This is a genomic window from Arthrobacter sp. NPDC056886, from assembly GCF_042788715.1.
GTDB lineage: Bacteria > Actinomycetota > Actinomycetes > Actinomycetales > Micrococcaceae > Arthrobacter.
In genome coordinates, this window is sequence record NZ_JBHUBT010000004.1 from 39,060 (window position 1) to 59,552 (window position 20,493).

25 protein-coding genes are annotated in these 20,493 nt (G+C 64.7%); 13 read left to right on the forward strand and 12 right to left on the reverse strand.

All coding sequences use genetic code 11. The features are described 5' to 3' along the window. Positions 1-2: 2 nt before the first annotated feature. Positions 3-395, forward strand: coding sequence for a VOC family protein (locus ACFRJ8_RS08315; RefSeq protein ID WP_377985639.1), 393 nt, complete (start codon positions 3-5; stop codon positions 393-395). A gap of 152 nt (positions 396-547) precedes the next feature. Here the strand turns inward: ACFRJ8_RS08315 and ACFRJ8_RS08320 are convergent, their stop codons facing one another. After that, positions 548-1,036: a GNAT family N-acetyltransferase gene (locus ACFRJ8_RS08320; RefSeq protein ID WP_377985640.1), complete on the reverse strand. Its 489-nt coding sequence runs from the start codon at positions 1,034-1,036 to the stop codon at positions 548-550. Between the two features lie 251 nt (positions 1,037-1,287). Between ACFRJ8_RS08320 and ACFRJ8_RS08325 the strand changes: the two genes are divergently transcribed. Then, positions 1,288-1,542, forward strand: coding sequence for a hypothetical protein (locus ACFRJ8_RS08325; RefSeq protein WP_377985641.1), 255 nt, complete (start codon positions 1,288-1,290; stop codon positions 1,540-1,542). A 480-nt stretch (positions 1,543-2,022) separates the two neighbouring features. Here the strand turns inward: ACFRJ8_RS08325 and ACFRJ8_RS08330 are convergent, their stop codons facing one another. Next, positions 2,023-2,430 carry a hypothetical protein gene (locus ACFRJ8_RS08330; RefSeq protein WP_377985642.1) on the reverse strand — a complete coding sequence of 136 codons (408 nt, stop codon included), beginning with the start codon at positions 2,428-2,430 and terminating at the stop codon, positions 2,023-2,025. Positions 2,431-2,570: 140 nt separating this feature from the next. Here ACFRJ8_RS08330 and ACFRJ8_RS08335 point away from each other — a divergent pair, with 140 nt between their 5' ends. From ACFRJ8_RS08335 to ACFRJ8_RS08350, 4 genes are read left to right on the forward strand one after another with little or no spacing between them, the layout of a single operon-like run. Continuing rightward, on the forward strand, positions 2,571-3,002 hold the full coding sequence (locus ACFRJ8_RS08335) for a LexA family protein (protein ID WP_377985643.1): 432 nt from the start codon (positions 2,571-2,573) through the stop codon (positions 3,000-3,002). Positions 3,003-3,010: 8 nt separating this feature from the next. Then, positions 3,011-4,309 carry a Y-family DNA polymerase gene (locus ACFRJ8_RS08340; protein ID WP_377985644.1) on the forward strand — a complete coding sequence of 433 codons (1,299 nt, stop codon included), beginning with the start codon at positions 3,011-3,013 and terminating at the stop codon, positions 4,307-4,309. Between the two features lie 53 nt (positions 4,310-4,362). Beyond that, positions 4,363-4,698, forward strand: coding sequence for a hypothetical protein (locus ACFRJ8_RS08345; RefSeq protein WP_377985645.1), 336 nt, complete (start codon positions 4,363-4,365; stop codon positions 4,696-4,698). After that, entirely contained in the window at positions 4,695-5,069 is a 375-nt protein-coding gene (locus ACFRJ8_RS08350; protein WP_377985646.1) for a hypothetical protein, read from the forward strand. The genes ACFRJ8_RS08345 and ACFRJ8_RS08350 overlap by 4 nt, the downstream gene beginning before the upstream one ends. A 72-nt stretch (positions 5,070-5,141) precedes the next feature. Here ACFRJ8_RS08350 and ACFRJ8_RS08355 read toward each other — a convergent pair whose 3' ends face one another. From ACFRJ8_RS08355 to ACFRJ8_RS08370, 4 genes are all read right to left on the reverse strand, one after another. Continuing rightward, a complete protein-coding gene (locus tag ACFRJ8_RS08355) occupies positions 5,142-6,293 on the reverse strand; it encodes a YhjD/YihY/BrkB family envelope integrity protein (protein WP_377985647.1) in 1,152 nt (383 codons plus the stop codon). Positions 6,294-6,379: 86 nt separating this feature from the next. After that, the gene (locus ACFRJ8_RS08360; protein ID WP_377985648.1) at positions 6,380-6,976 is read right to left on the reverse strand and encodes a DUF3618 domain-containing protein; all 597 of its coding nucleotides are present in this window, start codon (positions 6,974-6,976) and stop codon (positions 6,380-6,382) included. A gap of 19 nt (positions 6,977-6,995) precedes the next feature. Further along, positions 6,996-7,418, reverse strand: a complete 423-nt coding sequence (locus ACFRJ8_RS08365; protein WP_377985649.1) for a phage holin family protein — start codon at positions 7,416-7,418, stop codon at positions 6,996-6,998. Further along, entirely contained in the window at positions 7,415-8,221 is an 807-nt protein-coding gene (locus ACFRJ8_RS08370) for a hypothetical protein (protein WP_377985650.1), read from the reverse strand. The genes ACFRJ8_RS08365 and ACFRJ8_RS08370 overlap by 4 nt, the downstream gene beginning before the upstream one ends. Positions 8,222-8,478: 257 nt before the next feature. Between ACFRJ8_RS08370 and ACFRJ8_RS08375 the strand changes: the two genes are divergently transcribed. The 3 genes from ACFRJ8_RS08375 to ACFRJ8_RS08385 all read left to right on the forward strand — a co-directional run bounded on the left by ACFRJ8_RS08375 (position 8,479) and on the right by ACFRJ8_RS08385 (position 10,952). Continuing rightward, positions 8,479-9,279, forward strand: a complete 801-nt coding sequence (locus ACFRJ8_RS08375; protein WP_377985651.1) for a PRC and DUF2382 domain-containing protein — start codon at positions 8,479-8,481, stop codon at positions 9,277-9,279. Between the two features lie 91 nt (positions 9,280-9,370). Continuing rightward, a complete protein-coding gene (locus tag ACFRJ8_RS08380; RefSeq protein WP_377985652.1) occupies positions 9,371-9,832 on the forward strand; it encodes a MarR family winged helix-turn-helix transcriptional regulator in 462 nt (153 codons plus the stop codon). A 253-nt stretch (positions 9,833-10,085) separates the two neighbouring features. Then, complete coding sequence (locus tag ACFRJ8_RS08385) at positions 10,086-10,952, forward strand: phosphatase PAP2 family protein (RefSeq protein WP_377985653.1); 867 nt, start codon at positions 10,086-10,088, stop codon at positions 10,950-10,952. A 99-nt stretch (positions 10,953-11,051) separates the two neighbouring features. On the opposite strand, the gene ACFRJ8_RS08390 is transcribed toward ACFRJ8_RS08385, so the two are convergent. The 4 genes from ACFRJ8_RS08390 to ACFRJ8_RS08405 all read right to left on the reverse strand — a co-directional run bounded on the left by ACFRJ8_RS08390 (position 11,052) and on the right by ACFRJ8_RS08405 (position 14,279). Further along, positions 11,052-11,888, reverse strand: coding sequence for an ABC transporter permease (locus ACFRJ8_RS08390; RefSeq protein ID WP_377985654.1), 837 nt, complete (start codon positions 11,886-11,888; stop codon positions 11,052-11,054). Beyond that, positions 11,885-12,829, reverse strand: a complete 945-nt coding sequence (locus ACFRJ8_RS08395) for an ATP-binding cassette domain-containing protein (RefSeq protein WP_377985655.1) — start codon at positions 12,827-12,829, stop codon at positions 11,885-11,887. Before ACFRJ8_RS08395 ends, ACFRJ8_RS08390 begins: the two co-directional genes overlap by 4 nt. A gap of 32 nt (positions 12,830-12,861) precedes the next feature. Next, on the reverse strand, positions 12,862-13,707 hold the full coding sequence (locus tag ACFRJ8_RS08400) for a DUF4097 domain-containing protein (protein WP_377985656.1): 846 nt from the start codon (positions 13,705-13,707) through the stop codon (positions 12,862-12,864). 83 nt (positions 13,708-13,790) lie between these two features. Next, positions 13,791-14,279 (reverse strand): histidine kinase, encoded by a 489-nt coding sequence (locus ACFRJ8_RS08405; RefSeq protein WP_377985657.1) that lies wholly within the window; start codon positions 14,277-14,279, stop codon positions 13,791-13,793. 153 nt (positions 14,280-14,432) lie between these two features. Between ACFRJ8_RS08405 and ACFRJ8_RS08410 the strand changes: the two genes are divergently transcribed. Beyond that, a complete protein-coding gene (locus ACFRJ8_RS08410) occupies positions 14,433-15,308 on the forward strand; it encodes a DUF6602 domain-containing protein (RefSeq protein WP_377985658.1) in 876 nt (291 codons plus the stop codon). On the opposite strand, the gene ACFRJ8_RS08415 is transcribed toward ACFRJ8_RS08410, so the two are convergent. Beyond that, positions 15,301-15,795: a hypothetical protein gene (locus tag ACFRJ8_RS08415; RefSeq protein ID WP_377985659.1), complete on the reverse strand. Its 495-nt coding sequence runs from the start codon at positions 15,793-15,795 to the stop codon at positions 15,301-15,303. The genes ACFRJ8_RS08410 and ACFRJ8_RS08415 overlap by 8 nt on opposite strands. A 725-nt stretch (positions 15,796-16,520) precedes the next feature. Continuing rightward, on the reverse strand, positions 16,521-17,696 hold the full coding sequence (locus ACFRJ8_RS08420) for a zinc-dependent alcohol dehydrogenase (RefSeq protein WP_377985660.1): 1,176 nt from the start codon (positions 17,694-17,696) through the stop codon (positions 16,521-16,523). 296 nt (positions 17,697-17,992) lie between these two features. On the opposite strand from ACFRJ8_RS08420, the gene ACFRJ8_RS08425 reads away from it, so the two are divergent. The 3 genes from ACFRJ8_RS08425 to ACFRJ8_RS08435 are packed head-to-tail and all read left to right on the forward strand — an operon-like array spanning position 17,993 to position 20,371. Then, entirely contained in the window at positions 17,993-18,910 is a 918-nt protein-coding gene (locus tag ACFRJ8_RS08425; protein WP_377985661.1) for a fumarylacetoacetate hydrolase family protein, read from the forward strand. Between the two features lie 31 nt (positions 18,911-18,941). Next, positions 18,942-19,703 carry an SDR family NAD(P)-dependent oxidoreductase gene (locus tag ACFRJ8_RS08430; protein ID WP_377985662.1) on the forward strand — a complete coding sequence of 254 codons (762 nt, stop codon included), beginning with the start codon at positions 18,942-18,944 and terminating at the stop codon, positions 19,701-19,703. Next, the gene (locus ACFRJ8_RS08435) at positions 19,700-20,371 is read left to right on the forward strand and encodes a FadR/GntR family transcriptional regulator (RefSeq protein WP_377985663.1); all 672 of its coding nucleotides are present in this window, start codon (positions 19,700-19,702) and stop codon (positions 20,369-20,371) included. Before ACFRJ8_RS08430 ends, ACFRJ8_RS08435 begins: the two co-directional genes overlap by 4 nt. The last annotated feature ends 122 nt before the right edge of the window (positions 20,372-20,493 follow it).

Sequence of the window (20,493 nt, forward strand, 5' to 3'; positions counted from 1 at the left end):
AAATGCCCAACGATCTGTCGGAGCTGGTCAGCGTCCGGTACATGGTGACCGACGTCGATGCGGCGATCGAGTTCTATACAAAGCACCTCGGATTCACCCTCAGAATGAGCGCCGCACCGGCGTTCGCCGACGTCACTCGCGGCCGGCTGAGGCTCCTCCTGAGCGGGCCCAGCAGCTCGGCGGGGCGGCCCATGCCGGACGGCACGGTGCCCGCACCGGGCGGATGGAACCGCATCCACCTCATCGTGAGCGATATCGGGGCGGAAGTGAACCGGCTGCGCGAGGCGGGCCTCACGTTCCGAAACGACATAGTCAAAGGTCCCGGCGGACAGCAGATCCTGCTGGAAGATCCGTCCGGCAACGTAGTCGAGTTGTTCCAACCTGCCGGCCAATAGGGCTCAGGGCCTCCTCTGGACCTGAGGATGCCTAGCCCGGCCGAGGGAAGGCGCACCCCTCCGTGTGTGAGCCGTGCGCATCAGTAGACCCGACGCGTGCTCATCTAGAAAGCGCCGCCCGCTTTTCGCAGCCGAAGAACGGCACTGACCCCTCAGAGCAAGAGTTTGAAGCCTAAGTGCGAGGGTTCGAAGCCAAGACGCTCATAGAACCGGTGCGCTGCGACCCTGGACGCGTCAGATGTGAGCTGAACCAGTTTTGCACCGCGTCGGCGCCCTTCGGCGATTGCCCACGTGATCATCGCCCCTCCAAGGCCGTTGCTGCGAAGATCGGAACGCACGCGGACCGCTTCAATCTGCATTCGTGTAGCTCCAGCACGGGCGAGTCCGGGAATGAACGTCAGTTGCATGGTCGCAACCACCTCATCTTCGGTCGTCACGACTGCGACCAGTAACTGGGCGGGATCGGCGTCAATTGCCTGGAAGGCAAGGTCGTAGGGAGGCCGGTCCTCGATCGCAATCGAATCGACAGAAGCTCTGAGCTGGTCGGCCACCAGAAGTGCAACGATAGGCCCCACATCAGATGCGTCAGCCTGCCTCATGGCAAATGGGCCGCCAGGCAGATCGAATTCAGCGAGTGTCATTTCCCTAGTATTCCCCAGCGGTAATACATCCAGTCAACGTCGGTCACGTTGCCCCAAGTCGGCTTCCTGCCGCGACACATTCCGAACGCTTTCCCGTATGGTCTGGCGGCCAGCCGCTGAGGCGTCGGTGGAGAGAACTGGACAGAGTTGTCTCCCTGGCATAAATTCGTCTTTGACAGCGGGCCGTGGCGCGCTGCCAAAGCTTCGGCGGCGGAGCATCCTGGAGATGCAAAAGGTACAAAGGAACAGATATGAGCGCGCATTTTGACCAGTTCCTCGCAGAGGCTTTGACCAGCGACCGGGAAACCGACGGCGGGTTGGCCAAGGAAGAACTGTACGGCCTGTACACCAGCTGGTGCCTGATAAACCAGAGCCAGCCAGAGCCAGCCGAGGCCCTTTGGGCGGCGCTCGAAGGCCACCGAATCAAGCCTGAGGACAACACTCTCGCCATGTCCGGTCCCGCCGCGTTGGATTACATCGTGAGCAGTTCCCCCGACCTGGCGTAGAAGGCACAACGAAGAGTTGGTAGAACCCTAAGCGGATCACGATCCGCTTAGGGTTCGACCGTGTGGGCTGTATTCGAACAGGGGGAACGAATATGCAATGGAGCACGCCGGAACCGGGCAATCCATGGCCGAATGACATGATGATCCGCGTCGATGACGACCCACACCACCTGACTCTGCTGTTGTTTGTCCGGCAGGCATGGTCCATAGCTGGCGACCTGAATATCCGCCCCTAAGCCCCGTACCAGACAGTGGTCATTCACGGATGCCGGAAACAGCTGATGCCTCCACATGGGGCAGGCGCTGGAAGACGTCTCGGGATCAGGCGTGGGGTTGGTACCAGATCGAAGATTCAATGCACCATCCCGCGCCAGCGGGAAATGCGAGACTCCGGGGACCCTAGCCAGGGGCTGAATCCTTTAATCAGATCTCGGAGCGGCGCGGCCGCCAGGCCAGACACTCCGCCGGGCAGCCAGCTAGCTAGGGCACCGGCGGTGCGGGTGGGTTCGTTGGGTCAGCAAAGAACGCGCCAAGTCGCTTACCGATGTCCTCCGTCGTCCAGAACGACAGCAGTTGCTGACCGTCCGCGGCATCAACGTCCAATTCCACGGTGAAGCCTGGCTCGTCGCCTATAGTCCGGCTAACGCCGAAGCCGATCAGCCGGTTGTGGTCCGGTAGATCTTCTCCCATGAGGATGCTGATTCCCGCAGCCCCTTCGGAACCCTCGTCAGACGGCGAGCCGGTGCCACCATTGACCATCCAACGAGCACCGCTCGCCAGAACCGCTTTGTGCCCGGCACAGACAGGCACTTCCAGGTTGGAACCGGGCATCAGCTTGAAGACGACTGTCGGAGTCCCGGCACAGCGCAGCACAGCACACGTGGTCATGCTGGCGATGCTACCGAAGGGGAGAGTGCTCTGGGGTCCGAATCCCCTTCGTCAGCCCCGCAACCCCGCAAAGCGGCTCTTTTGTCGGCCCGTCCGGCTACACTGAATGTATCGAACATATATTCGAATAAAGGTGTGTTGTGGGCGTTGTTGTCGGTCCCCGTGTGATAGATGCGGGCATGTCGTTGCTATCCGTGCTGATCTCTCCGGTCCCAGTCGCGGCGGGGTACCCTTCGCCGGCGCAGGACTATTTTGACGGCCGGATTGACCTGAATGAGCATCTGATCAAGGACATCACCAGCACCTACGTCGTGCGGGTGTCCGGGGACTCGATGGAAGGCGCCGGCATCAGCGACGGCGACGAACTGATCGTGAACCGAGCCCTGGAACCCAAAGACGGGTCCGTGGTCATCGCCGTCCTGGACGGGGAGCTGACCATCAAGCGGCTGCGGGTCACAGGAACCGGGGTGGTGCTGCAGGCGGAGAATCCGGCGTACCCGGACATCCGGGTCCCGTCGGTCTCGGATCTGGTCATCTGGGGCGTCGCGACCCGGTGCCTGCACCATGTCTGAGGCGAGCCATGTCTAAGCCGGCCACGATGCGGCGGATGCCGCAGATCGCGCATGTGGATGTGAACTGCTTCTACGCCTCGGCCGAGCGGGCCTTCGCCCCGTCCCTGGAGGGCCGGCCCGTCGTCGTCCTATCCAACAACGACGGCTGCGCCGTCACCCGGTCCGCGGAAGCCAAGGCCCTCGGCATCCCCCTGGGCGAGCCCTGGTTCAAACTCGCCCCGCGGGCCAAGGAATGGGGTCTCGTTGCCCTCTCCAGCAACTACGAACTCTACGGGGACATCAGCGCCCGGGTGATGGAACTGCTGGGCCGGTACTCGGCGTGGCTGGAGGTCTACAGCATCGACGAGGCCTTCCTCGGCGTCAAAGGCACCCCGGGAGAACTCTTAGCCTTGGGCCGGACGATGAAGACAGCCGTGCGGCGCAACGTCGGGGTACCGGTCTGCGTCGGAATCGCCGGGACCAAGACCCTGGCGAAACTGGCGAACAAATGGGCCAAGAACAACCCGGCCTTCGACGGGGTCTGCCACTGGGACTCCGTGGCCGCCGCCGACAGGGAATCCCTGATGGCCCGACTGTCCGTGATCGAGATCTGGGGTGTCGCTACCCGGCTGACCAAACGACTCAACGCCCTCGGCATCCAGTCCGTCCTTGACCTGTCCCAGGCCGATCCGGTCATGATCCGGGACCGCTTTTCCGTGGTCATGATGCGTACGGTCCTGGAACTGCAGGGAACCCCGTGCATCCCGATGGAGGAGGAACGGATCGGCCGGGACCAGCTCATCTTCTCCCGCTCCTTTGCCACCCCCATCACCACCGCGGCAGGGATGCGGCAGGTCCTGAGCGTCTACGGCCAGCAGGCTTCGGCGCGGCTGGCCAAACACGGACTGCAGGCCAAGGTCCTCACGGGGTTCGCCGGCACCTCACACTTCAATCCGAAAGACACCTCCTATCCCTCGGTATGCGTGCCGCTGCCGATGCCCACCGCGGACCCGGTCCTGCTCACAAGGGCTGCCCACGCGCTCCTCCCCCTCATCCACGAGGGCATCAGGTACGCCAGGGCCGGCATCATGGTCACCGACCTGCGGCCCACCGGCAACCAGGCACCCCTGGCCCTGTTCGAAAACCCGCACGAGGAACGCCGCGTCGGCACCCTCTTGGAGGACGTGACCCGCCGGTACGGCCGCGGCTCCATCGGCCTCGGCCACGCCGGAATCCGGGGCGGGCCGGACTGGACCATGAAACGAGACATGCTTTCCCCCCGCTACACCACCCACTGGGACGAACTCCCCCTCGTCAAAGCCGCCTAGCCCAACCCAAGGCCGCACCGCGGCACTGAACTGCTCCCCGAAAGAACTCCCCCATGACCCTTGCACCCGAAGCCCCCACCGAGACCTCCCACCTGCAGGTCCGGACCGACCCGGACGGCAAACCCCTCGCCATCCGGCACGACGGACGGATCTGGGTTGTCGATCCCGGGACGGAGTCCCAGCACTGGTCCGGGCGTGACGCCGGCTGGGACACCCGGCGTGCTCCCGCCGCAGGCAGCGCCGGCCCGGGCAGCACCGAACACTGGCGTGTGCAGGCACGCCTCTGCTCGACGTCGGCGCTGCGGACCTTCACGCTGCGCCGTGAACCGCTCTCTCCCGGGTGGTTCCTGGCGGACATCAGCGACGGCGAAGAGACAACAGAAAAGTGAACCGTCAACCCATCAGCGATCAGACATGGGAGGGGATCAGAAAAGAATTCACGCTACCGGCCCTGGACCAGGTCCGCCGCCGCCTCTCGGAGCTCATGGAGGACCCGGAACCGGTGATGCAGCAACTCGTTCGGGTCTTCATCGACGACGGCACCTTCTGCCCCGGGTTCCAGTTTCTCCCCGGCGGACAACTCCGCCCGCCGGTAGTTGAGCTCTTTCAGCGTGCATTGGAGCTGCAGATCCCGCACAACTACTTCACGGTTTGGATGGTCACTCCGTCCCGGGACCTTGCCGGCTCCCGCCCCGTTGACCTGCTGAAGAACAGCCGCGCCCCTCTGCTTCGCGCGCTGGAATCCTACCGCCGGCGCTAGGACTGGCTCTTGCCCGCGCTCGTGGGCTGCGTGGCGCCGGAGGCCCGGTAGTGACGCACGGCGCTGGACGGATCAGGTGCGATCGATTCTGCTGGCGCCGCTCTGTGGAGCGATCCGATTCAACTGTTCCTCGTCGGCGTCGCCGTGCCGTTCACGCAGTTCGCGGCCACGCCGGATGTCTTCTTCTTCGTTCGCCTGCAGCTTGTCGCTCTTCTTGGTGTCCCGGGGCGGCAGCTGGATGGTCTCCTCGGCCTCGATGCCGGCCTGGAGCTGGCGGCCGCGTTCCATCTCGGCGTCGAACTCGGCACCGAACAGCAGTGACATGTTCAGGATCCAGAGCCACAGCAGCGAGATGATGACGCCGCCGATCGCACCATAGGTCTTCTCGTAGCTGCTGAAGTTGGCAACGTACAACGCGAAGCCGAGCGAGGCCAGCAGGAAGATCACCAGCGCGATGAAGGATCCCAGGCTCATCCAGCGGAACTTGGGCTGCTTCACGTTCGGCGTGGCGTAGTAGAGAATGGCGATCGCCAGCACGACAAGCACCGCCATGACCGGCCACTTAAGGATGTTCCATATGGCCAAGAAGGCGTCGCCCAACCCAATCACGTTGCCGACGGACTCAGCCACCGGCCCTGTGAGGACCAGCATGGCGGCCAGCACGACGACGATCAGCAGGTTGACGATGGTGACGCCGAGCACGGTGCCCCGGAGCTTGATGAACGGCCGGCCCTCGTCGATTTCGTAGACCCGGTTCATTGCGCGAGCAAACGCCCCGACGTAACCGGAGGCGGACCAGAGGGCGGTGAGGATGCCGAGTACCAGGGTGAGTCCGGCAGTGGAGGAACTGCTGAGCTGCTCGACGGGCTGGCGGATGGCTTCCACTGTGTCGCCGGGCGCGAAGCCCTGGACGATCTCCAGGAGCGCGGATGTGGTTTTCCCGGCCTGCCCGAAAATGCCCAGCAAGGACACGAGGGCCAACAGCGCCGGGAAAATGGAGAGGACCGAGTAGTACGTCAGGGCTGCGGCGAGATCCGGGCACTGGTCCTTCGTGAATTCACGCAGGGTCTTCTTCGCGATGTACTTCCACGACGGCTTGGTGACGTCCGTGGGGCTGTCCGGTTTGCGGGAGTCGTCCGGGGCGGGCGCCGTCCGGGCCTTAGCGGTGCTGCTCTCGTCCGTTTCGGCGTCGGCAGCGTGCTCTGCGGTGTCGTTCTTTGCCATGGGGGCCATCCTTTTAGGGGTTCCGGTGCAGCGGCCGGCCGCCTCTCACGTCAGCGAGAGGCGGCCGGCCGGATTCAGATGAGGCCTCAGGCCTGCTGAACGTTGTCCTTGGCTTCGGCGGCCTTGTCCTTCACATCGGACACGGCGCCCTGGCCTTCGGTCTTGACGTGATCGGCGGCGTCCGCGGCGGTGGCCTTGACGTTCTCCATGGCTTCCTGGGCGGGCTCCTTGAGTCCCTCCGCCACGTGCTTGGCGGCGTCCGTCAGTTCCGTGGTGAGCGGCTCGGCGGCCGTCTTGAGGGCGTCGGCGGCTTCGCGCTCCTTCTGGCTGGCCGGAACCAGGGAGGACACCAGGAGCCCGGCGCCGAAGGCGATCAGCCCGGCGGCCAGCGGGTTCCCCTGCGTCTTGCTCTTGACCTGTGCGGGGGCGTCGCCGATTGCCGCGCCGGCGTCGCCGAGGTGCGACCCGGCGCTGTCCTTGGCCGAGTGCACGTTGTCGGCGGTGTGGTCCGCGGCTCCCATGACCTTCTCCTTCACTCCAAAGACGACGTCCTTGACCTTGTCGGTTTGCCGCTGGACGATGTGCGACGGCGTGACCTTGTCGGCGACGGCGTCCACGTTGGTGCCCAGGCGGGCCCGGGTTGCTTCGATATCTGCTCGGATGACATCCGGGTTTTCACTCATACTGTTTCCTCCGCTGGATCTAAGAATTGGGCTTAAGCGTGGGTGGGATTTCCTGCAGGGTCTCGGCGGTCTGCGGCAGGCCCTTGATCGCCTTGAGTTCCTTCTTGCCCGTGGAGGCAAGAACGGCTCCAACGATGCCCCAGACGATGGCGACGACGACGGCGGACCAGCCGAGTCCCATCAGGTCTCCGAGCGCCCACCAAAGGGCCACGGAGAGGAACACCAGCACGAAGTGGCCAGCCACGCCGGCACCGGCCAGCATGCCGCTGCCTTTACCGGCCCGGGTGGCGGACTGCTTGAGTTCGACCTTGGCGAGTTCGACTTCCTGACGCATCAGGGTGGACATGTCGCGCGTCACGTCCCCGAGGAGGTCCCCCAAGGACGAAGTTTCGGCCCTCGCGTGCGCGGCGGTGGGAGGTGCCTCTGGTAGTTGGTGGCTCATAGCTGGCCGCCCTCTCGGCTCGGGAAGGGCACGTTGTCCCGAAGGGTGGTATCGGCTGCAGTGCCGGCCGGCAATGTCTGGGTCGAAACAGGACCCGCCGTGCCGGGAAGGCCCGGCTCATCGAAGAACCGGTCGCCGGAGCCGGCGGCGATAACCGTCTCCTGATGGGCCGGGACTGCTGCGCGGGCCGGGGTTGCTGTGGGGGAGGACAGGTGAGCGGGTTTCGATGGCGCCTGCTGCGTGTCCGGGGCTCCGGCCTGTAGGCTTCGTCCCAGTCGGCCGGCAAGGATGCCGGCGCCGGCTGCGGCCAGGAGGAACGTCCCCGGGCGCTGACGCGCGAAGGACTTCACTTCCTCCAGAAGCGATCCTGGATCCCGGTTTTCAAGCCAGGAAGCCACTGACTGGGAGCGTTCCGCGGCCTGGCGGATAAGGTCAGCTGCGACGCCCGGCTGGTCGGATGCGTCAGCCATGGTGTGCAGCTGCGAAGAGATGGTGCGGATCCCCTCAGCGGCCTTCTGCTGCTGCGTGCCTGCCTGATCCGTCAGGTCGGCTTTTGCCTGGTGCAGCAGGTCGCGTGTGCTGGTCTTTACCTCCGAGGCGACGTTTGCAGCCTCCGCCTTGGCGGTATGAGCGACGTTCTTCGCTTCCCCAGCGGCATGCCCTGCCACTGCTGCGGCTTCGTCTTTCACTGACTCTGTGGTGGATCCGGAGCTCGCCGCGCCGCCGGAGGGGACTGCCCCGGCGCTCAGGTACTCGTCCGTGGATGCCGACGGAGACGTCTGGGGCCATTGGTTTTCTGTCATCGTTGCTCTCTTTCGGGAAAGGTCCGCGGGTGAATCGTGAACCAGCGATGGCGGTGAATTAGTAAGTACGGTTACTAGTTAGATACTAAGCATACTTTCTGTTTATTCCGCAAGGCCCTCGCCGCTTCGGCGGACGATTGAAGAAAAATAGTAAGCAAGCTTGCCAAGTGATTGCTAAGCATGCTTATGGTAGGTCCTGCAACGTTCACTCGAAGTCGTTGCAGCCCCAAACCGCATCACAGATCCAAGGAGACCTCATGCTCGCCAAGGAACATATCGATGACCTGCTTCAGCGCAACGGAAACATCCTTTCCACTGATGGGGACAAAATCGGATCCATCAGCCAGGTTTACGCGGACGACGACAACGGCCAGCCCACATGGGTTACGGCCAGGACCGGACTGTTCGGCACTTCGGAGTCGTTCGTTCCGCTGGAAGGGGCCCGCGTCGAAGGGGACGACATCCTCGTCCCATACACCAAGGACCATGTCAAGGACGCCCCGCGGGTGGACGCCGACGGGCACCTCGAGCCTGCCGAAGAGGAACGGCTCTACGCCCACTACAGCCTGGGCGGCGGAAGCCAGACCTACACCGATGCAACCGCCGGCCGGGACGCGGATTACCGCGAAGTTACAGATACCGAGAGTGGCACGGTAGGACGGGACACCTCAGGTCCCACCACCGACGATGCCATGACCCGCTCGGAGGAGCGCCTGAACGTCGGCACCGAAAGGGAAGCCACCGGTCGGGTGCGGCTGCGCAAGTACGCCACCACCGAAAATGTCACCCGGACCGTTCCGGTGCAGCGTGAAGAGGTTCGGATCGAACGTGAGCCCATCACCGACGCAAACCGCGGGGCGGCATTGTCCGGCCCGGGCATCAGCGAGGAAGAACACGAAGTCGTCCTCCACGAGGAGCGCCCCGTGGTGGAGAAAGAAACGGTCCCGGTCGAACGCGTCCGTCTCGACACGGAAACCGTGACCGACGAAGTGACCGTCAATGAGGAAGTCCGCAAGGAGCGCATCGAAACCGACGGCGACGACGCCGCCCGCCGATAACGATCGGGGCAGATCAGGGTGACGGCTAACGCCGACCCCTGATCTGCCCTCCTTGTTTGACCTTTGTTCCGCTCAAGGAAGGCCGCCATCCGTGCCCCTCGACCCCCAGACCCCCGCCCGGGACGGCTACCTGCTTCTCACCACAGCGGCCCGTTTGGTTCAGCGCCGCTGGGATGAGGCACTCGCACCCCTGGGCCTGACCCGGGCCGCCGTCATTGCCCTCGGAGGCGTCGCACTCCGCCCCATGAATCAGGAACAGCTAGCAGCTGTGATCCACGTTCAAAGCCAGACCCTAGGCCGCGTCCTGGCGCGCTTGGAGGCCCGAGGCCTGATCACGAGGAAACGAAATCCCCAGGACCGCCGTCAGTTCCACGTTGAGATAACCGACGCCGGGACAGCGGCCCTCAGCGCAGCCCGCGAGGCTGAGAGCGCCGCCGTTTCCGCAGACTTCGACGGATGGGAAACCCTTCGGGACCAACTCTCCCGGTTTGTGACTTCCTTCCAAATTCCCGACAAGCTCTGGGTTCGACCCGCACCTGATCCGCCTCGTTGAGGCAGGCAGCGGGAGCCCGCCACTTCAACGAGGCCGGCTCCCGTGGACCGGTAACCCAATGCCGGCTGGCGGCCTCAGGCCTGGGCCCTCTGCAGAGACGGCGCCCGCGTCCACGTCGGCCCCGCTTCAGCGAGCCGCCCTCCCGACCGCGGCCACCAAAGGCCCCAGCCAACAAGAACGCCGGCCTCACAAATCGCAAATGCTAAGGTTGCTTATTATTTGGGAGTGCGGTCTTGAACGAAGGGCAAGAAACGTGACGCTGGAAAATCGGCATCCGCGCCAGGGCGGCGAACAGGGCGAAGTCCAACAGGACCGCTTCGTCGGCGGCAGTGACCTTACGCGATGGGACACTCGGCTCGGCCAGCACCTCGCCGTAGCTGTCGGGCGTGCCAGCCGCGTCCTCGGCCCGCACGCGACCCTGATCCTGACGCTGACCATCGGTGCGGCCTTGGCCATTTCCCTCACGGCGGTCTTCGCCCAGGTCTACGAATCCGTTGTCGAAGCTGACGGGGTGGCCGGCCTGGACCATCCGGTCCTAGCCACGGCCAAGACGCTTCGCTCCCCCGCGCTGGACATCATCACCACTGCGTATACCGACATCGGCGGGACCATCGGCATGCCGCTCCTCGCGCTGTCTGTCATGGCAACCCTGGCTCTGCGACGCCGCTCCTGGACCCCTGTCATCCTCATCGTCATCGCTGGTACCGGGTCATTGCTGATGACAATCGCGGGAAAATCACTCATTGGGAGGACCCGACCCCCGCTGACCGACGCCGTTCCGCCGTACGAACACTCGGCGTCCTTTCCCAGCGGCCATTCGCTGAACGCGGTGGTTATCGCCGGCGTCGTCGCGTACTTAATCATCCTCCGCCTGAAGTCCCCCCGCGCCAGGATCATCACAGCCCTCCTGGCAGGACTCTTCGCCGCGACCATAGGCCTGAGCCGGGTCTACTTGGGCCATCACTGGCTCACGGACGTCCTTGCCGCGTGGGCCCTCGGCGCCGCATGGCTGGCATTGGTTATTACAGCCCACCGGCTTTACCTCACCGAGCGCACGCGCCGCGTCGGGCACACTCTTGCCGCGAGAAATCCCCGTCAGATATCCCTCCCGCCGAAATAAAAGGACGTCATCGAGCTTCCCTCCGGCCCTCACGTGCGGACAGAACCGGCGGCCGCGATGAACTCGCGGCCGCCGGTTGTTGCCGGATGCGCCCAGGTCTCAACGCACCGATTTCCGCTCGTAGATCGCCATCGACCAGGCGTACCCGGAAACCACGATCACGACGCACCACCCGATCGCAAGCGCCGGGCTCCAACCGAGCGGGGTACCGAGCAGCAGCCCGCGGATGGCCTCGATGAACGGCGTGAACGGCTGGTACTGCGCAAACCACTGCAGCCACTCCGGCATCGACGCGGTCGGCACGAAGCCGCTGCTGAGGAAGGGCAGGAAGGTCAGCAGCAGGGGCCAATTGCTGGCCGTCTCGACCGACTTCGCCTGCATGCCCATGGCGACCCCGAGCCAGCTGATCGCGTACGCGATCAGCGCCAGCAGGCCCGCGGCAGCGAGCCACTCGACCGGTCCGGCCGTCGGGCGGAAGCCGATCAGCAGACCGACGCCAAGCACCAGAGCGACGGCGATGATCGCCTGGATGGTGTTGCCCAGCACGTGCCCTGCGAGCACGGCAGCCCGCGAGATCGCCATCGTACGGAACCGCGCCGTGATGCCCTCGGTCATGTCCATCGCAACCGTTGTCGCGGTGCCGCCGGCGCTGCCGGCGATGGTCAGCAGCAGGATGCCCGGCATGATGTACGCGACGTACGCTTCGCGCCCGCCGGCCGGATCCGCACCGGGCAGGCCGGCGCCTAGGGTGCCGCCGAACACGAACACGAAGAACAGCAGGAGCACCACCGGCCCCACGATGGTGAACACCGACAGGCCCGGGTAGCGCACCATGTGCAGGAGGTTACGGTGCAGCATCGTGATCGAGTCGGCGACGACGTGCGACTGCCGGCTGGTGCCCGGGGCAGTCTTACGCTGGGCGGTGATGGTGGTCATGACGCCGTTCCCTTCGTGTCTGCCCGACCGGTGAGCGCGAAAAACACGTCATCGAGGTCCGGGGTGTGGATGCTGAGGTCCTCGACCTCGACGTCGGCCGCACCGAGGCGGTCCAGTACGGTGCGCAGGGTGCCGACCCCGCCGTCGCTCGGCACGGTGAGCGCGAGCCCGGCGTCGTCGCGGTCGGACTCGTCGAGCAGGCGGGAGGCAGTGTCGAGCGCCGCGGCATCCGCGAACCGGAGCCGGATGTGCCCGCCGGGCACCAGGCGCTTGAGCTCATCCGGCGTCCCGTCGGCGACGACGCGGCCGCCGTCGAGCACCGCGATGCGGTCCGCGAGTTCGTCCGCTTCGTCGAGGTACTGCGTGGTGAGCAGTACGGTGGTGCCGTCCGCAACGAGGCTGCGCACGATGTCCCACATGGTGTGGCGGCTGCGCGGGTCCAGGCCCGTGGTGGGCTCGTCGAGGAAGATCACGCTTGGTGTCGCGACGAGGGTCATCGCGAGGTCGAGGCGGCGCTGCATCCCGCCGGAGTAGGTGGCGAGCGGCTTGCGGGCGGCCTCGACCAGGTCGAACTGCTCGAGCAGCTCGGCCACCCGGGTCTTCGAGCGCTTTGCCCCGAGGTGCCGCAGCCGCGCCATCAGCAGCAGGTTTTCCTCGCCGGTGAGCAGTTTGTCCACCGCGGAGAACTGGCCGGTGAGGCCGATCGCGGCGCGCACGCCGTCGTGGTCGCGGACGACGTCGCATCCGTTGACGAATGCCGTGCCGGCGTCGGGCCGCACGAGCGTGGATAGGATATGCACGGTGGTCGTCTTGCCGGCGCCGTTCGGGCCGAGCAATGCGGTGACGGTGCCGGCGTTGACGGTGAGGTCGACGTCGTCGAGCACCACCTTTCCGCCGTAGGACTTCCGCAGCCCGCGGACTGCGATGGCTGGCGTATTCATGTGCGTGGTTCCCTTCTGTTGGTTGCCCGGATTCACCGCGCGCGCCGGATATTGATGTTGCCGTGCTGTGTGCGTGCACGTACTTCGACGGTCTGTTCGGACGCGCCGGGGGCGCCGTCGCCGTCGAGCTCGTTGCGGACGTGCCCGGCCTTCGAGGACAGGTCCAGCCAGGCGGCAACGCCGGGCCGCACGCCGATGGTGACCTGGCCGAAGCCGCTTTCGACCTGGATGGAACCGCCCGAGACCTCTGCCAGCTGGATGCTGCCGTAGGCGGTCTTCGCCGTAACGGAGGCGCGTGCCTTCGTGATTTCGAGGTCGCCGTAGGAGAGCTTCGCGTCGAGGTCGCCGCCGGAATCCCCGACCTGGATAGTGCCATGCGAGGCCTTGAGGATCGCGTCGCCGGTGACCGTGCCGACGCGGATCTGGCCGTGGTCAGCCGTGATCTCGATGCCGCCGTCGGTGGTGCCCACGGTCGCGTTGCCGTGCGAGGCGCGCAGCCACAGGTCGCCGGTGGTGTCGACATCCACGGGGCCGAGCGAACTCTTGATGCGGGTGGCGCCGAGGCGGCCCTCGGTACGCAGGCCGCCGACCGCGATCTCGGCGGCGAGCCGCGATCCCGTGGGCAGCTCAACCTTCACATCGACCGACTCGGTGGGGCCGATCCAGCTGAGGCGGGGTTTCGGGCCTGTGATGGTGAGCCGCTCGCCGTCGACGTCGACCCTTGTCTCCTCTGCGCCCCGGCGGTCCACTGCCTTCTCGGGGTTGGTCGGCGAGACGGTCACGACGGTGTCGGTGCGGTCGCTGGCGAAGACATCGATGGCGCCGACCTGCAGGTTGATGGCGAGGTCGATCGGGCCGGGGGTGTTGTAGGTGGGCATGCTGAAGCCTGCCTTTCTCTGCGCGTGTTCGTATTACCCCGCGGGTCCGCGGGGTTGGTGAATGACGGTGGTGGGCTGGCGGGTTAGCGGGCCCAGCCGGCGAAGTTGTCGCCGGTGCGCAGCGTGCGCTGCGTGGATCGTCGTTGCTTGGGTTGGAGGGCGGCCGCAATCGCACGGACCAGCCAGGTGTTGACGGACATGCCGTCGGCCGCCGCCGCCTCGTCTACACGCGCCTTGAGGGCGTCCGGCAGGCGGAGCGTGGTGCGCGAGGTGCTCGCGTCGTCGAGGTCGACGGTTGCGGCGGGCCGCTCGTCGCTGTCCGGCTCGGTGTTCGGTTGGGTAACTACGAACTCGATCTCGCGTCCGCGCAGCCGCATGTCAACCGATCCGGGTGCGAGGTCGCGGGTGATCTCGCCGGCAGCGGCCGACAGAGCGTCGAGCAGCACGAGCCGCACCGCGGCATCTAGTCCGGCTGCGAGCCGCTCGGCGACGGCGCGGGTGTCTTCCGTGCCGTTCTCCGCGGCATCCACTAACTGGCGCTGCAGGTCGCTGACATATTGTCCAAGTTCCATGCCACCATAGTGACACCACAGTGGTGTCACGTCAAGGCATTGTGGTGTCACGGGTTTCGATGTGCCGATGACCGCGGCACAAATGCACGCGTCCCTGAAGGGGTGGCACTCGACCTTCTCCCTACAATCAAGCCTTCTCCCTACAATCAAGGGGTGACCACCACAGAGCCTCAGCCTTCATCTCCCACAGTCCAGAAATACTGGGACGCGGTTTCGCGGCGGTTGAGTATCGAGTCACAAGAGATGGCGGGCTTGATTAAGCATCAGGGGGAGAAGGGGAGAGCCAACGAAAATTCAGTTCAGTTGCTGCTCGCGAAGGTCCTTCCCCCTTCCGTGAGGGTGGCCTCCGGCGAAATTATCGATTCCGACGGTAGCGCCTCCGCCCAGATGGACACGCTGGTGCTGTCCAACACGTCCCAGCCGGTGCTCTTCGCACAAACGGATGAAAAGATCTTCCCCGTTGAATCTGTCCTGCTCTGCATTGAGGTCAAAACGACTCTGACGCAAGAAGAGGTCACTGACATCGCAAAGAAAGTTCGGAGGCACCGAAAGCTGAAAGGCTCGACCGGGACCGATCCCGTCTTTGCCGTTTTTGCCCATAAGGCAGGATCTTCGCCCCGAACAGTCGCCAAGTGGTTCTTCGAATTGGATCCGGCTGACCGGCCGGCATTCTTCCTGGTTAACGATGCAGCAATTTTCGGCGTCGTAGACGACACAGCACCCTCTGGCTACCAAGTTGTCATGCCTTTCGCGCCGAAAGCAGGAGAAGCGGACAAGTACGCCTTCGGCGACCCCGCCACCTCGGATGTGCACTACTGGAAGCCATTTGCTGCGCCAGCCGGAGATCAGGTGCGCATCGATCACGGGGCAAGCATGCTGCTATTCATCAGGGCAGTCTTGAGGGCGCTGAGCGAGCAAGACCATGCCCAGATCGAGTGGCTAGAAAGCTATCTCAATAAAGTTCGTTCTCAGCGGGTCAAGTTCAGAAAGGATGCTGAACCTGTTTTGGAGACCTCACCGCCTAACTAGATTCCACCGCATCCAAGAAGTCGCTGACGGTGAGGTGCTTTACCTGCAGCACGGCGCACGCGGTCATCACGATGCATCTGTTCTCCGCCGTGAATGTTTCGTCAGACACAACAATCACCTCGAACGCATCTTTGAGCTGGTAGGCCAGGGACATCGTAGCGAGCGCCTGTTGATCTAGGTTTTCGGCATCGTCCATGTCCATGATGCTTGACTCGTTTCCGTCGTGGGGAAACAACTTCATGACAGCCTGGACGCTTGTGAAGTTCAAGACTGCGCGCGATTGTATGCTCCGCCATCCGGACGTCGCCCAGATTGTTATGGGTTCCCCCTTGGCATACGTCCGGCGCCGGTCCTTGACCACCTCGCAGTAGACCAGCAAACCTGTGTCTCGAAGGTCCACCAAGCGATCGGTGATGGTGTCGTCGTCGATAGCCAGCGTGTTCAAAGATTCCATGGCGGAGCAATCCAGAATATAGATGTCCGCCATATCTACTCAGCCCCCAGACCGAGCTCAAAGAACTACCAAGCTCGGGCCCGTGAGTGTGTCAACCCGATTCAGGACCACTGAGACGGCCTGATCCGGTCCACTCACGGACCCTTTCAACCAGCGCCAGCGAATGCGCTAATACCGATCACCGTTGTGCCAATTGCCATAAGGAGCACGAACGTCAGCCAATGGTGAGCCGAACCCCGAACGGGGCGTTTTTACGGTGCGGTCTCCGAGAGTCTCTTACGCTCCGCATCACGAGGAATAGGCGGGCTCAGATTCCTGTGCCAATTATTGAAAGCTTCGCGAACCCGCCCGTTCCAGTCGCATTCCGTGGCCCAGAACTGGGCTCGTACGAGTAGTAGGAAATTCAGGGAAAGGGGATGGTCATCTACCGTGATCACCATGTCATGCGGCCAAGGATTCCCTGGCTTCGGCATGCTCCATTGCATATCGTTACCCCCCGTTCGACCACAGCCCAATCGGCCGTGATGCGTTCAGCATGGCACTGACCCCATGCCCTGTAAACGGAATAGTCGGTCACGTTTCTGACACCACGATTTCCACTGCCTGCGCATGGCAACGCGCAGGCCCGGGCGACCTTCAACAATCACCTCCCAATGAGATGGCTGGGCTCCCGTTCCTCCCGAATCGGGAGCCCAGCTGCGCCTGGATCCGGCCTGACGGAGGACGTTAGGCAATCACCAGAAGCGGGCGCATCTTCGCTACGGCTTCAGGATCACCTTGATGCAGCCGTCTTCCTTTTTCTGGAAGATCTCGTAGGCGGCCGCGGCGCCGTCGAGGTCAACCTCGTGTGTTTTCAGGTCCATGACGCCGAGCGGGTCTGCGGGATCTTCCACGAGCGGGAGCAGCTCGTCCGTCCACCGGCGGACGTTGCACTGGCCCATCCGCAGTTGGATCTGCTTGTCGAACATGGACAGCAGGGGCATGGGGCTCGCTGTGCCCCCGTACACCCCGCTGAGCGAGACGGTGCCGCCCCGGCGCACGGAGTCGATCGCCGCGTGGAGGACCGTCATGCGGTCTACGCCGGCAGTCTCCATGGCCTTCTTTGCCAGGGCATCCGGCAAGAGCCCCACCGCATTCTGTGCAAAGGCGCCGACGGGCGAATTGTGCGCTTCCATGCCGACGGCGTCGACCACCGCGTCAGGGCCCCTTCCGTTGGTCATATCGCGCAGCTGGTCACCAACGTCCTTTGTGAAGTCAATCGTTTCCACTCCGTGCCGCTCTGCCATGCGGCGGCGTTCCGGAACCGGCTCGACGGCGATGACCCGCTGGCCCAGGTGCCGGCCGACCCGGCTGGCGAACTGCCCCACCGGCCCGAGCCCAAAGACGGCCAGTGTGCCGCCGGCGGGGACGTCCGCGTATTTCACGCCCTGCCAGGCGGTGGGAAGAATATCGGAGAGGTAGAGGTAGCGCTCATCGGGCAGCTCGTGCCCCACCTTGATCGGTCCGTAGTCGGCGTGGGGCACGCGCAGGTACTCCGCCTGTCCGCCGGGGACCGAGCCGTAGAGCTCGGAGAACCCGAACAGGCTTGCCCCGCTGTTGTGGGCATGGACCTGGGTGGTCTCGCACTGGGACTGCAGGCCCTGTTTGCACATCCAGCAATGGCCGCACGAGATGTTGAAGGGGATGACCACCCGGTCGCCCGGCTTGAGGTTCCTGACCTCGGAGCCGACCGCCTCAACCACACCCATGGGTTCGTGGCCCAGGATGTCGCCGGCCTTCATATACGGGCCAAGGACCTCATACAGGTGAAGGTCTGAGCCACAGATCGCCGTTGAAGTGATCCGAACGATGGCGTCTGTCCCCTGCTCAATGACCGGATCCGGAACCATCTCCACGCTGACTGACCGCTTTCCCTGCCACGTAAGTGCCCTCATGTTCGCTCCTTCAGTCGCAATCCAAATTAGTAAGTCTACTGATCAATACGATCATTCCTTGTTCGCGCCCGAATGGGAAGCCGCCCTGTCCCCGGCGTTCGCGGCAAGGCGCGGGCGGGGAGGGATACGAAACATCGGATGTATTACTTGCCCATGCTCAATTCGCCGCTAGTATTGACTGAAGATATGGACTAGAAAATGACCATATCCGCTCATAACTCCGATGTTTGCTGTGCTTCGCAGTCCGCGACAAATTGCGTCACGCACCCAGGAAGCGCCCGAAGGGATACGACAGAGTGAAAATCGCACGGCTGGGACCGGCAGGACAGGAAATACCCGTCATTTACGCTGCGGCGGCGAACGGCGAGGAAAAGGCATACGACGCGAGCACCATCACCGCCGACATCGACGGGGCCTTCCTGGCGGCCGACGGCGTTGCCCGGCTCCGCTCCGCCCTCATGGCAGGCGCCCTGCCCGATCTGCCCGGGGCAGCCGGTCTGCGGGTGGGAACCCCGCTCGCCCGGCCCAACAACGTGATTTGCATCGGCATGAACTATGCCGCCCATGCTGCTGAGTCGGGGTCCGCTGCACCTGTTACCCCGGTGGTCTTTCTGAAACCGAACAACACCGTCGCCGGCCCCTACGACGACGCCCCGATACCGCCGGGCAGCCGCAAGTACGACTGGGAAGTCGAGCTGGGCATCGTCATCGGCAGGGAAGCCAGCTACCTGGACACTCCCGCAGAGGCGATGACCGCGGTCGCGGGCTACCTTGTGGCCAATGACCTCTCCGAGCGGGAATATCAGCTTCCGGGCGCCGCCGGGCAATGGACGAAGGGCAAATCACTGCCCAAGTCCACCCCGCTGGGGCCCTGGCTGGTGCCGGCTGATGAAGTGGACGCCGGAAACCTGCGGCTGCGCAGCTGGGTGAACGGCGAAGCGCGCCAGGACTCGAACACCGCGGACCTGATCTTCGACGTCGCGACGGTGGTGCACCACGTAAGCCAGTACATGCTGCTGGAACCGGGGGACGTCATCCTCACCGGCACCCCGGAAGGCGTGGCCCTCTCCGGCCGCTTCCCCTACCTGCAGGACGGCGACGTCGTCGATCTCGAGATCGAGGGGCTGGGAAGACAACGTCAGACCTACGTGCGCACCCCTGTCCCGCGAGCGCCTGTCCGGGCCGGCGCCACCCCCGCACCCGCCTCGAAGTAGCCACCAGCACCAGCACAGCAAGGAGGCCTGAATGGGCCAGGAAATGAATGGGCTCGTCGCCGTCGTCACCGGCGGGGCATCCGGGATCGGCGCCGCCATTGCCGCCCGCCTGCAGGAGTTCGGCGCCACAGTTGCCGTGCTGGACCTCCGCCCCACCGGTCTGCCGGACGGCCAACTCGGCCTGGTCTGCGACGTCGCCAGCGATGCGTCCGTGCGCGCCGCCATCGAGACGGTGCGGGCCTCGTTTGGGCGGCTGGATATCGTTGTGAACAACGCCGGCATGGGTGCCCTGGGCACTGTGGAGGACAACGACGACGACGAATGGCACCGCGTCTGGGACATCAACGTGGTCGGGATGGTCCGGGTTACCCGGGCCGCCCTGCCACTGTTGCGCAGGTCGCCGTCGGCCGCCATAGTCAACACCTGCTCCATTGCCGCCACCGCCGGGCTGCCCCAACGCGCCCTCTACAGCGCCACCAAAGGGGCTGTGCTCTCCCTGACCCAGGCCATGGCTGCTGACCACCTGCGCGAAGGCATCCGCGTCAACTGCGTCAACCCCGGTACCGCGGACACGCCCTGGGTCGGGCGGCTGCTGGACGCCGCCGTCGATCCCGAGGCCGAACGCATGGCGCTGAACGGGCGGCAGCCGCATGGCCGGCTGGTCACTGCGGACGAGGTCGCGGGCGCTGTTGTCTACCTGGCCAGCCCGCTTTCGGGTTCCACAACGGGCACCTCCCTGGCCGTTGACGGCGGCCTCCAGGCACTTCGGCTGCCCGCGGCCCGGCCCTCATGACCGTCACCGACGAAGCGATTCTGAGGATCAAGGAAATGATCCTCGATGGACGGCTCACGGCAGGAGAGCGCCTACCGCCGGAGAAGGAACTCAGCGAGCAGCTCGGGTTGTCCCGGAACTCGCTGCGCGAAGCGGTCAAGGCCCTCGAGATTATCCGCGTCCTCGATGTGCGCCGGGGCGACGGCACCTACGTCACGAGCCTGGAGCCGCGGCTGCTGTCAGAAGCGATGGCGTTCATCGTGGACCTGCACCAGGACACCTCAGTACTTGAGCTCTTCGAGGTCCGTCGCATCCTGGAGCCGGCAGCTGCATCCATCGCCGCCAGCCGGATCAGCGATGACCAGCTGGCCCTGCTGCGGGCAAGCATGGCCACGGTCCGGAAAGACACCTCGGTGGAGGAACTGGTCTCCCACGACCTGGAATTCCACCGCATCATTGCCCACGCCAGCGGCAACAGCTACCTCGCAACCCTGCTGGATGGCCTCTCCAGCGGCACCGTGCGGGCCCGGATCTGGCGCGGCCTGACCGAGGAACGCGCGGTGGCACGAACCGTTGACGAGCACGCGGCCATTGTGGAGGCGCTGGCTCGCGGCGATGGCGAGCTGGCCCGGGCCCTGCTGACGGTCCACATCTCCGGCGTCGAAACCTGGCTCCGCGAAGCGGTCTAAGGGTTCCGCCAAGCGGCCTAAGAAGTTCCGCGAAGCGGTCTGAGAAGCTCAGCGAAGCGGTCTAAGAATGAGATGAGACCTGTGCCGTGGCGCGCCGGGACCGGCCCACGTCGCCACGGCAC

What these genes read in the sequence shown, in the direction of transcription:
- ACFRJ8_RS08315 (WP_377985639.1), top strand. Translation starts at nt 3, where the DNA reads ATGCCCAACGATCTGTCGGAGCTGGTCAGCGTCCGGTACATGGTGACC.
- ACFRJ8_RS08420 (WP_377985660.1), bottom strand. Translation starts at nt 17,696, where the DNA reads ATGAGGGCACTTACGTGGCAGGGAAAGCGGTCAGTCAGCGTGGAGATG.
- ACFRJ8_RS08415 (WP_377985659.1), bottom strand. Translation starts at nt 15,795, where the DNA reads ATGGCGGACATCTATATTCTGGATTGCTCCGCCATGGAATCTTTGAAC.
- ACFRJ8_RS08375 (WP_377985651.1), top strand. Translation starts at nt 8,479, where the DNA reads ATGCTCGCCAAGGAACATATCGATGACCTGCTTCAGCGCAACGGAAAC.
- ACFRJ8_RS08360 (WP_377985648.1), bottom strand. Translation starts at nt 6,976, where the DNA reads ATGAGTGAAAACCCGGATGTCATCCGAGCAGATATCGAAGCAACCCGG.
- ACFRJ8_RS08435 (WP_377985663.1), top strand. Translation starts at nt 19,700, where the DNA reads ATGACCGTCACCGACGAAGCGATTCTGAGGATCAAGGAAATGATCCTC.
- ACFRJ8_RS08430 (WP_377985662.1), top strand. Translation starts at nt 18,942, where the DNA reads ATGGGCCAGGAAATGAATGGGCTCGTCGCCGTCGTCACCGGCGGGGCA.
- ACFRJ8_RS08340 (WP_377985644.1), top strand. Translation starts at nt 3,011, where the DNA reads ATGTCTAAGCCGGCCACGATGCGGCGGATGCCGCAGATCGCGCATGTG.
- ACFRJ8_RS08365 (WP_377985649.1), bottom strand. Translation starts at nt 7,418, where the DNA reads ATGAGCCACCAACTACCAGAGGCACCTCCCACCGCCGCGCACGCGAGG.
- ACFRJ8_RS08405 (WP_377985657.1), bottom strand. Translation starts at nt 14,279, where the DNA reads ATGGAACTTGGACAATATGTCAGCGACCTGCAGCGCCAGTTAGTGGAT.
- ACFRJ8_RS08355 (WP_377985647.1), bottom strand. Translation starts at nt 6,293, where the DNA reads ATGGCAAAGAACGACACCGCAGAGCACGCTGCCGACGCCGAAACGGAC.
- ACFRJ8_RS08395 (WP_377985655.1), bottom strand. Translation starts at nt 12,829, where the DNA reads ATGAATACGCCAGCCATCGCAGTCCGCGGGCTGCGGAAGTCCTACGGC.
- ACFRJ8_RS08325 (WP_377985641.1), top strand. Translation starts at nt 1,288, where the DNA reads ATGAGCGCGCATTTTGACCAGTTCCTCGCAGAGGCTTTGACCAGCGAC.
- ACFRJ8_RS08320 (WP_377985640.1), bottom strand. Translation starts at nt 1,036, where the DNA reads ATGACACTCGCTGAATTCGATCTGCCTGGCGGCCCATTTGCCATGAGG.
- ACFRJ8_RS08390 (WP_377985654.1), bottom strand. Translation starts at nt 11,888, where the DNA reads ATGACCACCATCACCGCCCAGCGTAAGACTGCCCCGGGCACCAGCCGG.
- ACFRJ8_RS08345 (WP_377985645.1), top strand. Translation starts at nt 4,363, where the DNA reads ATGACCCTTGCACCCGAAGCCCCCACCGAGACCTCCCACCTGCAGGTC.
- ACFRJ8_RS08400 (WP_377985656.1), bottom strand. Translation starts at nt 13,707, where the DNA reads ATGCCCACCTACAACACCCCCGGCCCGATCGACCTCGCCATCAACCTG.
- ACFRJ8_RS08330 (WP_377985642.1), bottom strand. Translation starts at nt 2,430, where the DNA reads ATGACCACGTGTGCTGTGCTGCGCTGTGCCGGGACTCCGACAGTCGTC.
- ACFRJ8_RS08370 (WP_377985650.1), bottom strand. Translation starts at nt 8,221, where the DNA reads ATGACAGAAAACCAATGGCCCCAGACGTCTCCGTCGGCATCCACGGAC.